This window comes from Myxococcus llanfairpwllgwyngyllgogerychwyrndrobwllllantysiliogogogochensis, from assembly GCF_006636215.1.
GTDB lineage: Bacteria > Myxococcota > Myxococcia > Myxococcales > Myxococcaceae > Myxococcus > Myxococcus llanfairpwllgwyngyllgogerychwyrndrobwllllantysiliogogogochensis.
In genome coordinates, this window is record NZ_VIFM01000059.1 from 38,117 (window position 1) to 49,636 (window position 11,520).

At 66.7% G+C, this 11,520-nt stretch carries 7 protein-coding genes and 1 pseudogene; 6 read left to right on the forward strand and 2 right to left on the reverse strand.

Going from position 1 to position 11,520, the window contains the following annotated elements:
- The first annotated feature begins 1,362 nt into the window (after positions 1 to 1,362).
- The 6 genes from FJV41_RS17090 to FJV41_RS53695 all read left to right on the forward strand — a co-directional run bounded on the left by FJV41_RS17090 (position 1,363) and on the right by FJV41_RS53695 (position 9,928).
- Positions 1,363 to 2,115 carry a hypothetical protein gene (locus tag FJV41_RS17090; protein ID WP_141643563.1) on the forward strand — a complete coding sequence of 251 codons (753 nt, stop codon included), beginning with the start codon at positions 1,363 to 1,365 and terminating at the stop codon, positions 2,113 to 2,115.
- Between the two features lie 753 nt (positions 2,116 to 2,868).
- Entirely contained in the window at positions 2,869 to 3,279 is a 411-nt protein-coding gene (locus tag FJV41_RS17095) for a methylglyoxal synthase (RefSeq protein WP_141643564.1), read from the forward strand.
- A 183-nt stretch (positions 3,280 to 3,462) separates the two neighbouring features.
- Positions 3,463 to 4,404 carry a hypothetical protein gene (locus tag FJV41_RS17100; protein WP_141643565.1) on the forward strand — a complete coding sequence of 314 codons (942 nt, stop codon included), beginning with the start codon at positions 3,463 to 3,465 and terminating at the stop codon, positions 4,402 to 4,404.
- A gap of 399 nt (positions 4,405 to 4,803) precedes the next feature.
- The gene (locus tag FJV41_RS17105) at positions 4,804 to 5,112 is read left to right on the forward strand and encodes a hypothetical protein (RefSeq protein WP_141643566.1); all 309 of its coding nucleotides are present in this window, start codon (positions 4,804 to 4,806) and stop codon (positions 5,110 to 5,112) included.
- 554 nt (positions 5,113 to 5,666) lie between these two features.
- Positions 5,667 to 7,175, forward strand: coding sequence for a hypothetical protein (locus FJV41_RS17110; protein WP_141643567.1), 1,509 nt, complete (start codon positions 5,667 to 5,669; stop codon positions 7,173 to 7,175).
- Positions 7,172 to 9,928 (forward strand): YfhO family protein, encoded by a 2,757-nt coding sequence (locus FJV41_RS53695; RefSeq protein WP_246137250.1) that lies wholly within the window; start codon positions 7,172 to 7,174, stop codon positions 9,926 to 9,928. The genes FJV41_RS17110 and FJV41_RS53695 overlap by 4 nt, the downstream gene beginning before the upstream one ends.
- Before the next feature lie 6 nt (positions 9,929 to 9,934).
- Here FJV41_RS53695 and FJV41_RS17125 read toward each other — a convergent pair whose 3' ends face one another.
- Both FJV41_RS17125 and FJV41_RS52275 read right to left on the reverse strand, forming a co-directional pair.
- Positions 9,935 to 10,702 carry a MerR family transcriptional regulator gene (locus FJV41_RS17125; RefSeq protein ID WP_141643568.1) on the reverse strand — a complete coding sequence of 256 codons (768 nt, stop codon included), beginning with the start codon at positions 10,700 to 10,702 and terminating at the stop codon, positions 9,935 to 9,937.
- A 290-nt stretch (positions 10,703 to 10,992) separates the two neighbouring features.
- A pseudogene (locus FJV41_RS52275) lies at positions 10,993 to 11,520 on the reverse strand (hypothetical protein); the annotation flags it as partial.

An 11,520-nucleotide genomic window follows, 5' to 3' on the forward strand; every position in this document is an offset into this window, starting at 1 on the left:
AACGAGCGAGCAGTCGTCATCGACCTGACAGGTTGAGAGTTCCTCGATCTCCGCGGCGGCGGCCCACCATGTCTCGCGGCATTCAGGCGAGAGCTCCCAATTATCATTCGGGTCGAGAAGTTCCTCACGGCCAGCAGACACAAGGCACTCAGATATCTTCCTGGCATGCGCGACATCGCGAGGCACCACCGAGTGTGAACACCCCCATAGAGCCAGCACGAGGAGAAGTCCCATGCCCTGAAGAATCTTCATGTCCCCAATCACGGTCCTCCCCCTGGTCATGACACTCAAGGGATGACCTGCTCCCCCTGGGATTGAGGCTGAGTTTCCATCCATCGCTCATGGTGGCGGGTCCGCAGTAAGACCTGGAGCGTGACGACGCCACGTTTGCTGGCGCCAGCCCTCCGCTCGCAGCAAACGCTCAATCTGTCTCCAGCCACAGCACCGTCATGGCACTCCCTCCAGGAGAAGTTGGGCCAGTTACCCCAATGCTCGATGCGGGGGCCCTTCAGGACAACACCCGTCTCACGCCGCAGATGAGCAAGCACCTCGGACCGCGATTCGCACGAAGCGCTGGACTCAGCACGACCCCAGAACATCAGAGCGAGTTGCCCGACCGAGAGAAACTCGAGCCAGACACTCCCTGACCGCCCCGCCAGCACCGCTGTTCCCGTGGGGGGAGTCCCGGCCGCGCTTCCCCATGGTTCCGAGCAGACTTCTGTCAGGACACGACCCGCCACGTGGACGGGCACGCAACTCTTTCCTGAAGCGTCCTCGGCCAGGGCAGAACCCGAGATGAGCATCACCGCCCATGCGCCGTGAATGAGGCTTCTCCGGACAGACATTTCCGCTCCATTCCCTGGGGCTTCTCGTGAGAGGCCATCCTAACCCTTGACCTCCACCGCACCGAGAGAAACACGTTCCACGCAAGCAACGTCGAACCATGACGTCGCCATGATTTAGACCGTGCGTCCATTCGATATGCTCCGTCGGCCTCCATCTGAACGCCGAGCCTGGGCTCATGTCTTCGAAAGCTGTCTCGAAGCGAATTTCATTCGAGGAACAGGCGAGTGCTGGAGTGAAGCGGACGCGGCGGACGGCTCCCTGCTTCGCCGTGGGTGACGAAGCGACTTCGCGTAGCGGGGCGAGGTCGGCGGCGGGAAGGAGTCCAGGACGCTGCACGAGACAAGAAGACAACGGGCTGGTTTGTGTTCCTGGAGCCCTATCCGAGCGGCGGCGGGGCTGCCTATAGTTGTCGCATGAGCCATGCGTCGTGGAACGCGGATCTTCAAGGTCGCGCACCAGCGAGGTCATCTTGCTCATCCGACATCCCGCCGGTCCCGCGGTGCAGCAGACAGGAGATTGAGCGTGACGAAGAAAGCACTCTTGTTGGCGGCGGTCCTGGCCGCGGGTTGCGGCAGTGAGGCCAAGAAGGCCATCGAGCAGCGCCGCATGGCCGTGGCCCCAAAGCTCGCCAAGGTGACATCCATCGCGGACCAGGCGCGGGCGCTGCCGCCGGTGAAGGAGGGCTCGCTCACGCTCGGCGCGGCGCCCCTCGTCATGGCCTTCCTCACGACCACGCCGCTGCGCACCGGCACCGTGGTCTACGCCGAGGACCTCGACGACCTCTCGGTTTTCAAGGACGAGCCTCCGCACTACAATATGCGGGTGAGGCAGGCGGGGCTGATTCAGGCCTGCGGCCAGCTCCTCTCCAAGGGCACCTACGGCATGCAGACCGCCGCCAACGTGCACGCCAACGTCGCCATCGAGTACCTCGATGCCTGCGCCAACCTCGCCTACGTCTTCGTGCTGCGCACCCGTGAGGTGAAGGGGCGCTCCTTCGAGGGCGACGTCGTCGCCTTCGACCTCGCCGACGGAAAGCCCATCGGAGGCTTCCCGATCTCGTTCACCAGCGAAGGCCGCCGCGACCAGGTGAGCAACACCACGAAGAGCGTGAGCACGCGACGGGTGGGTAACCGCAACCGCACCACGGTCACCGAGACGACCACGACCGCCACCGTGGATGCTGATCGCGAACAACTGCGCAGCGACCTGGATGGCGAGATCGAGGCCGCGATCGTGAAGCTCGCTCCCTCGAGCAAGTGGCTCAACTGACCGAGGTACCCCGAAGACGGTAGCGGGCCTGGAGCGCAATGGTGAAACCTTCACAGGGCCTGCAAGACCTCGTGGGTCTTGCGCCCTGTGAAGCGCCTCGCGAGCGCGCGACTTCACAGAATCGCCGAGTCAATGTGACGACACGCGAGGCTTCCTCGTCCTGCTTGATGCGAGCCACCGTCACCGCCTCCGCGGAGGCCAACTCGACGGGCCTTTCACATACGGCCGTGCCCGTTGCTTCGCGAGGTGAGTGCATCGAAGCGCGTACCCTTCGACCCCTCAGGCATTTCAGCGATGGGCCGAGGATGCTCGATCCGGGCATGCGCGCGTTATCCACTATCGCCTTGGGCTCACGTCGGTTCGTTGTGCCGCCCGTCCCGTCTTGCCCCGCTCTCGTCCCCGTTTGCGGGGCTCACTGGGGGGACATGCGGCCCCGCAGGTCAGCCCGCTCACGCCGGCCGGGAGCATCTCTCAGGGGACTTCCTCAACCCCGCTCCACCCTCTCCCTTCAACAGGGCGTCTATCCCGCATATCCGCTGTCTTCGTGAACATGAGGCCCATTGTCCGGAGGGACAGTGTCGATGTCTTTTTTGTGCGAGAGGAGCAGGTGATAACTCGCGAATTCGCGGAGGACGATGTTAGGGGTTGAGCCGAGATGGATGGTGGGTAGGTTCTGGGTATCGCGGGGATATCCAACATCGCCCTTGTGCGGGCCTGGCTCTATCCGCCGTCTAGAAACCTAGGGAATCCCGAATGAAACTCCGCATTGCATTGATTGCTCACGACACGAAAAAAGACGACATGCTCGCCCTGGCCGCTGAATACAAAGCCTTCCTCTCAACCTGCACGCTGACCGCCACCGGCACCACCGGCGGCCGCCTGACCAACGAGCTGGGGCTGGAAGTAAACCGCAAGCACTCCGGCCCCTTTGGCGGCGACTTGCAGATCGGCTCGCTGCTGGTGGAAGGTGAGATCGACTGCGTGATCTTCCTGCGCGACCCGATGACCCCGCAGTCGCACGAACCGGACATCAACGCCCTGGTCCGCGCCTGCGAAGTGCACAATACGCCGTGCGCGACCAACGTGGCGTCCGCACATCTGGTGTTGACTCAACTCGAGCAACGCGCGGCACAAATGAGCAACGGAGGAAGGGAATCCGCATGAACCGCGTCAGCGGTCCTGTATCCATGGACCTGGTGAAGGTGGACCTGCCGCCGCCCGGCGCGCTGGGCCGTGGGGGCGGGGCGCCACCTGAACCTTCTCACGCGACAGTGACCTCCGCGACTACCGGAACCGTACGACGCGTGGGGGCTTGTCACCGGCGTGCGGGCTCGGGAAGGTAGGGGGATGCTCGTTTCGGTCCATCTCTATGCATGGCAGGCCGTCATCGTCGGCAATGCGCGGCTCGGGGGGCGCGACCTGCGAGCGGCAGTGCTCGACGACCCGTGGGTGGGCGTGACGAAGAGGGAGGGGGACGTCTTTCGCGGCTTCGCCTGCGAGGGGGATTTCGAGCCCTCGTTCTATGCATGGCTGGATCTCCAGCGGGTGCGGGGCCTGCAAGCGATCCGGACGCTGTGCACCGTCGATCCCGGTGACTGGGCGCTCCACACGCCGCCACCACGGCAGCCCCCGTTGCCGGAGTTCGCCCTCGTCTTCCCGGATCGCGTCGCCTGGTACCGCTACAAGCATTCGAGCCTCGACCCGCGAGGCCTGAGCGGACCCTATGAGGAGTGCTTCGTCGAGGTGCCTGAGGAGTCGCGGCCGGCGACGATCACCCCTCTGGAAGAGGCGGAGCGGGAGCTGCTTGCGGCCACCCGGGACTATGTCGCGTTCGTGGAAGCCAGGGCCCGAGCGGATGACGCGACGGACATGTTCTACGCGAAGCAAGGGCGCACCACGCTGGAGCTCCTGGAGGACACGGAGGACTCCTTTCGGGAGAGGCTCATCGCGCTGCGCCAGGAGGAGTTGAAGGAATATCGCCGGCGGGCCAAGCAGTGGCACCCCGTCCAACCGGCGACGAGGGCGATGCGGCCCGTCATCCTGGAGAATGCCGCACGCTGGCTGGTGCGGGACGATTACCTGAGTGTCCTGGAGGCTGCGGGCGCGTCGTGGCGGGCGGTGCGACTGGCGAGAGCCTCGCAGGACGCCTGGCCCCTGAACATGGACGTCGACCGCAGGTCCCAGGAGGATCTTCCGCCCTTCATCCACGCGCCAGGCTATGTCGCCATCGGCCGGCGCTGGGCCTGCGCGGCTGCGGCGGCCCTGAACGCCGCGTTGAACATGCGCTAGGGGAGTGTTCGCAAACTAGAGCCAAAGGCTTGCGACAAGCCCCAGTCCTCGCTCCAATGCCCTTTCCCTATCTCGAAGCACCTGACGATCATGAACCCACGAACCCTCGGTGATTGGCTCGCGACCCGTTGGCGATATGCCACCATGGCTGTGCTCCTGGGGCTGACTGTGTCGCTCGGAGTGCCATATTGCGGGCGGTGGTGGCGCATCGACACGTGCCTCGACTCGGGTGGCGCCTGGAACCATGAACAGAGCACCTGCGAGCACTGACCCCGCTGCCCCACCAGGCCTCGGGACCGGCGATGCCTCAGTCTCCTCCTGCGCCCCAGCAACCATCCTTCTTCGCAGGCGTCCCAGGGGCAAAGTAGCCTGGAGCCCTCCCATAGGATTGAGCGACCCATGACCCTGGACGTTCGTGAACTGATTCATCAAGCGATGGTCGAGCCTCGCCAAGGAGTGCAGTCGCTCGCCCGTGAGATCCGAATCGCCCTTGGCCAGGGTGACCCCGACGCCGCACGAACCTTGGCTTATGCACTGCTGGCGCTGGCCGTCGAGAATGACCTCGCACATGAGTCGCTGACGGACGCTGTTGATTGGTTGATTCGTGATGAACGAACCAACATTGCAATCATGCAGCGCCTTCACCGGTACGCACAACTGGCTGGCGACACCCTCTTGGAACAACGACTCACTGGACGCGTGGACTGAACCCACCCCAGACCTCGCGAATCGAGTCCCTCCCACGTGCAACTTCACGGACGAATGTCGCGGCAATGTCCTGGAAGAGTGGAGCCAGGGCCATCTCTGGTGATGACGCAGCTCCACCCTTCAGGACAAGAGTCATTTCCTCTCGGGTTGCAGGCAAGCTCACAGGTCGAGCCCCCATCCGTGTGAGCGAAGTTCGTCCCGCCGGCGCACACCAGGCCTGGGCCACAATCGCTCGGAGCCGCGCAACGAGTGCCGATGACCGCGAGCATCTTCGCGTCGGGGTCGCTCCCATTCGCCTCACACTTGCAGCCTGCCACCCCCCAGGTCAGCAAGAGCAGCGTCACCGCACTCCACGACAGCCGATAGGCACGACTCATGTGATCTCCATCTCGGACCGCTCCTCGCAGGAGCCCCGGGGACTTCGTCCTGCCGCATCCCGACGGCTTTCGCGGCACAGGCAGCACCCTGCCACGCCCAGGACCCTACTCGCCCCCTGTCCTTCCCTGCAGGCATGCCTTCGCAGGGCGCCAGGAGCGAAGTAGCCTGCGGCCCACATGAGAACGCGGTCCCTCCTCCTTCCCGGTCCAGCGGCCCTGGCGGCACTGGTGCTCACCGTGCGGCTCGGGATGTCGCCGCTCAAGAACTTCGACCTGTTCTTCCACCTCGCCGGTGGACAGTTCGTCTTGAAGAACGGCTTCACTCGCATCGACCCCTTCAGCGTCACGGGCACCGCCGGCTGGGTCCCTCATGAGTGGGGCTTCGGCGTCCTCTGCGTCGCACTGGTCCGCTGGCTCGGCGCCGCTGGGCCCGCTCTCCTGGTCGCCGGCCTCGTCGCCCTCAACCTCATGCTCCTGTGGACCGTCCTGGAGCGCGCGGCCTCGGGGCGGCGTGGGTTGCTCGCCGTGGCGACGCTCGCGGCCCTCCTCGTCGTCTACGCGCCCACGTGGCCTCAAGAGCGCCCCTACCATCTGGGCCACCTGCTCTTCACCCTCGCGGTGCTCGCCATCCAGTCCTGGCGCGCGGGCAATGACCGCATCCTCTGGGTGTTCCCCTTCCTCGGCGCCGTCTGGGCCAACGTCCACGGGAGCTGGCTGCTCGGCCCCGCGCTGCTCGGCGCGACCGCTGTCGGACAGGCCCTGGACGAGGGCACCCCGGAGTCGCGCCGGCGCTCGCTGCGCGCCATCGGCTTCAGCGTCGCCGCGTTCCTCATGGCGGGACTGGGTCCGGACGGGCTCAACATCTACCTGTACCCGCTCCATCACTCGCTGCTGCCGTCCACGCAGACCATCGTCGAGTGGCGCCCGCTCAACCTGGACCTTGCCTCGAGCTGGGCCTACCTCGCGCTCGGCGGCGCGGCCTGCTTCGCCGTGGGACAGGCTCGCGTGCGCAAAGTGGCCATCCTCCTCCCCACCTTCGTGCTCGGCCTCGCCGCCATCAAGGTGCAGCGCCATGCCCCCTTCGCCGCCGTGCTGCTGGCGCTCGCCCTCCTGGAGCATGTCGCGTTGAGCCGGGACACCGCCGTGGCAACGGACGCGCCGGTCGGAGCGTGGAAGCGCTTCTGGTCACGGTTCGATGGACTGACGGCTGGTTGGAACGACAAGGCCAGCGGCGGGCTCTGGCCCACGCTGGCGCTGCTGGGACTTGTCCTGATTCATGCGCAGAGCCCACTGCCGTTCGAGCAGGGCGTGAAGCGCTCCGTCATCCCCATCCCGGTCTTCGAGGCGCTGCGCAAACATCCTCCGGGCAAGGTGCTCAACCCCTTCGTCATCGGCGGGCCCATCTCGTTCTTCGCGGGCGCCGACTACAAGGTGTTCATCGACAGCCGGAACGACCCGTTTCCCATGTCGGTCCACGAGGACTACGACAAGCTCGTCTGGGGCGAGCCCGGCTGGGAAGAAGCCCTGACGCGCTATGACCCGGACTACCTGCTCTGGGACATCGAGAACCCCGGCAACATCCTGCTCGACAACCTGAAGGTGCTCGGCGGCTGGCGCGAGGAGGCTCGTGACGGCAACTACGTGCTGTGGATTCGTGAGCGCACCACCGCGACGGGCCATCCATGACCGCGCGGCGGACGGAAGTGAAGAAGGCGGGGCTCGCCGTCGCGGGGCTCGTGGCGATGCTCGCCTTCGCCTACAGCCCGGTGCTGCGCGGAGAGCTGCTCGCCGGTCGAGACGTGTTCCGCATCTTCTTCCCTGACTCCGCCTTCCTGTTGGAGTCCCTGCGCGCGGGCGAACTGCCGCTGTGGACGCCGTACCTGCGACTGGGGCAACCGTTCGCGGCCACGCTCTACTCGCAGGTGTTCTATCCACCGCGATGGGTGGCGGTGCTCGTCTCCGGTCCCATCGTCTCGATGACGGTGTTGCACATCGCGCACGCGGCGCTCGCCTCGGTGGGAGTGTTCCTGCTCGCCAGGAAGCTGCGAGCCTCGTGGCCCGCGTCACTCGTCGCGGGGGCGATGTTCGGCCTGTCACCGATGATGACGGACCTGGGCATCCAGCAGAACGTCGTGGACGCGGCAGCATGGAGCGGGTTCATCCTCCTCGCGGCGCATGACCTCGCGCACCGGCCCGGACCCGGTCCGCTCGCTCGCCTCTCCATCTTCTCTGCCCTGTCTCTCTTCGCGGGCTCGCCCGAGACCACGCTGTGGCAGGGAATCGTCGCGGTGCTGGTGGCATTCCTCACGGATTCGTCGAGGCGTCGGGCGCATGAAGGGCCCTCGGCGACACGTGGGTTGCCCACGCCCGAGGCGCATGCAGCCGCTCAGCCGCTACCCATTGGCACGCCTCCCCCTGTTTCGGTCGCGACGTTGGCGGGGCCACACGCCGACACATCGACCGCGAGCGAGCAAGGGACCCAGGTCCGCTCCGATTCTGAAGCAGCGAGCCGAGCCCTTCAGCCCCACGCGGTACTGACCGCGGCAGCGTCGCATCACTCCGAAGTCGCGCGGTCGAGCCAGCCTCTGTTCGGCGCCACCTCGGAACTGACGGAGGAGGGCCATCGACCACTCCGTGCGGAACAGTTGATTGCCGCCAGAGCCGCGAGGCCCTCGGACGCGGGACTCGAACAACCTCACCTCCTCGCGCATGAGCACATCGCCGAGCACGGTACGGCCGCGCGGAATCCATCGATGGGTCGCGAAGCGGTCCCCCGTTCTCAGCTCCACGGCGTTCCTTCGTCGGTAGCGCCTTCGAGCACGCGCGACGCACGGACCCGCCTCCAGGCCCGGGGACTCGCGGTGGCGCGTATCACCGGGGGCTTCATCCTGTCCGCCGTGCTCGCGTCGGTGGCGCTGTTCCCTGCGGCGGAGTTCGCTCGGAACTCCCTGCGCTCCCAGCGCGGCTGGGCCGAGCAGCTCGCCTGGTCCGTATCCTGGCCGCAAGTGCTGTCTTCTGTGTGGCCGCTCGCGGACTGGCCTCGTGACAGGTACTGGGGCGAGGACCAGTGGTTCATCCTCAACCTGTTTCTCGGCACCCTGCCCTGTGCGCTCGCAATCGTCGGCGGACTCCATGGCCCGCGTCGCGCACGGCCCTTCATCGTAGGGGCCCTCACGCTGGTGATGCTGAGTCTGGGGCGGCACTTTCCTCCCTCGGCCTGGGTCCTCCAGTCCGTGCCGCCGTTCTCGCTCTTCCGCTACCCCGCGAAGTACTTCGTGGGCGCGGCCTTCTGCCTCGCGGTGCTCTCGGCCTTCGGGCTGGATGCGCTGGGCCGGCTCGCACGAAAGCTGCCTCCCTCCCGACTGAAGGCCGCCATCGCCTTCGTCGCCATGGGCGCAGCCATCGCAGCCATCGGCCCCGTGGTGCGCATGCTCCCCATGCGCGCCTCCGCCGAGGCCGGTGCACCCTGGGTGCCCTTCGCGCTCGGGCTCGCCACCCTCATCCTCTTCCTCCTGCCGTGGTCCTTCGCGCGCCCGCGCCGCGTTCGCCATGGACTCGCGGCTCTCGCCGTCCTCGAACTCGCGGCGGCACACTCGCTGCTGGGGATTCCCAAGTACACGCCCTGGGACTCGCTGCGACAGCCCTTCTCCCTACGCACGCTGTTGCCCCAGCCGTTTCAGGGACGCATCAGCGCGGACATCGAAGGCCCCGAGGACCCCACTCGCGCCGTGGTGACGAACACCATCGAGCGCAGCCTCGACCGCCTCATGCCGAACAGGTTCGTCGAGGAGCGACTGCCCGCACTCGAAGGCTACGGCGCCCCCGAGCCCGTGCGCTCGGACCGCTTCCACCTCGCCGGAGAGCGCAGCGTCTATGACCTGGCTGGAGTCACACATTATCTCCGCCAGGGCCCGCCCCCGTTCGACGACCTGGAGCTGCTCCACCGCGCCGAGGACGGCACCACGCTCTCCCGCTCGCGCACCGCCCTGCCCCGAGCCTTCCTCGTCCAGCGCGCCCGCGTCGTCACGGATGACGAAGCCCTGGAGGCGGTGCTGGATGCCGACCAGCCCTTCCGGGAGATTGCCTTTCTCGCCTCGGGCGAGCCACTCGAACGTCCCGATTGCGAAGGCTCCGTGCGGCCCTCCAGCAGCGGAGCCCAGCACCTGGCACTGGACGTGAGGGCTTGCGACGACAGCTACCTCATCGTCTCGGACAGCTACTACCCGGGATGGCGCGCGACAGTGGACGGCAAGGACGCCCCCATCCACCGCGCGGACCACTCGCTGCGAGCCGTGCGCCTTTCACGCGGTGAGCACCACGTCCGCTTCGACTACACCCCGCTCAGCTTCCGCGCGGGACTCCTGCTGTCCCTGCTCGGCTGGGCGGGGCTCGGCTTCGTGTGGCTCAGGGCGAGACGACGTCCAGTCGCCCGGGCGTGACGGACGTCACGACTCCACGCCGTTGCGTTCCGCGTTGGCCACGAAGGCGTCTCGCAGGTACCGCGAGAGCCCGGGCTTCACACTGTCGATGTTCTCCGTGAAGCGGGAGTCACTCACGTACATCTCCCCGAGCCCCCGGTGGATGACGTATGAGCACGGGTAGAACCACTTCGAGATGTACTGGCGATGCGCCTCCGCGAGCGCCAGCACGTCGGGCTCTGTCGGCGCGCGTCCTGCGCCGAGGTGCTCCGCGAGCGCCTTCATGAGCTGGTCCCCTTCCGCCTTGATGGCGCTCCAGTCCTCCTTCTTGTAGCGCGAGGTCCGCCGGGCCGATTCCTTGTAGGCCTCCGTGTCGCCCCAGCGCTCCTTCACCTCGGCCTCGTACTTCGAGGGGTCGAAGTCCCCAAACGCCTCGAACATCTTCTCGCTGTCCATCGTCTTCCCCTGGTCCAGTGCGTCCAACGCCGCGTCCACGGCGTGGCGGAGTGCGTCCAGCCGCGAGGCCCGCTCGGTCAGCAACTGCCGCTGCATGAGCAAGGCCGCGCGAAGGTCGAAGCGAGGGTCACCCAGGATGCGGCGGATCTCCTCCAGCGGGAAGGCGAGCTCCCGGAAGAAGAGCACCTGCTGCAACCGCTCCAGGTCCGCCTGCGTATACAGCCGATACCCGGCCTCGCTGCGCCCCGAAGGACACAGCAGGCCGAGCTCGTCGTAGTGATGCAGCGCCCGAACACTGACCTTCGCCAATCGGGCCACCTGGCTGACCGTCAGAGCCATCTCTTCACCTCGGATGAGATGTCTAAGGCCTCACGCCGCGTGAGGGTCAACCCCGCCACGTCGAGACGCCACGAATGAAGCGGGCAACCTGTCACGGGCTCCCTCAAATGGGGGCTCGGGCGGCCCTCCGAACATCATCGGGCGGGTTGGGAGCACGGTCTCCGTGCGAGTCGCGCCCCTCGAGTCCTTCATGCAACGCGCCTCGGCACCGGCCGTTGTGGAGTGGACCTTCGGGCCATCCACCGCGAAGTCTCGGGCGTTCATCGCGAGGCAACGAAGCCTCGGGCGCCTCAGGGCGCGTGCGCCACGTCTGGCGGAGCGTCCACGGGAGGACGAAAGACATACATCATCAGCGAGGCCCCCTCCGCCACGCGCACCGTCGCGTCGCGGCGTAGCACCCAGAGCTGGCCCGGCTTCACCGGCCGCTCGTCCGCCGCATCCAGGGAGCCCGAACCCTCCGCCACGTAGACGATGGCGGGCTCTGCGCGCGTGGCCGTCAGGGCATGCTCCCCCTTGGCGAGCACCACGCTGGACATCTTCCCCTCCAGCGCCGGCAACGTCTCCACCGTCACGCCTCCTGCCTGTTCCGCCAGCATGACGAGCGCGCGGGTCGGCGCGTAGGTGAAGGGTTCGGGCCCCTGCGCCAGTCGCGCATCCGTCGGCTCGACGTACAGGTTTCCGTCGAAGCGCGGCGTGGCGAACACGAGGTTGCCCAGCATCTGGTCCTCCGCGCGGTTGAACCACGCGTGGCCGGTGAAGGGCTCGGAGGCAATCAACGCACCGGGATGATGCAGCCCCCGCCGCTCCGCCAGCACCCC

What these genes read in the sequence shown, in the direction of transcription:
- FJV41_RS17095 (WP_141643564.1), top strand. Translation starts at nt 2,869, where the DNA reads ATGAAACTCCGCATTGCATTGATTGCTCACGACACGAAAAAAGACGAC.
- FJV41_RS17100 (WP_141643565.1), top strand. Translation starts at nt 3,463, where the DNA reads ATGCTCGTTTCGGTCCATCTCTATGCATGGCAGGCCGTCATCGTCGGC.
- FJV41_RS17105 (WP_141643566.1), top strand. Translation starts at nt 4,804, where the DNA reads ATGACCCTGGACGTTCGTGAACTGATTCATCAAGCGATGGTCGAGCCT.
- FJV41_RS17110 (WP_141643567.1), top strand. Translation starts at nt 5,667, where the DNA reads ATGAGAACGCGGTCCCTCCTCCTTCCCGGTCCAGCGGCCCTGGCGGCA.
- FJV41_RS53695 (WP_246137250.1), top strand. Translation starts at nt 7,172, where the DNA reads ATGACCGCGCGGCGGACGGAAGTGAAGAAGGCGGGGCTCGCCGTCGCG.
- FJV41_RS17125 (WP_141643568.1), bottom strand. Translation starts at nt 10,702, where the DNA reads ATGGCTCTGACGGTCAGCCAGGTGGCCCGATTGGCGAAGGTCAGTGTT.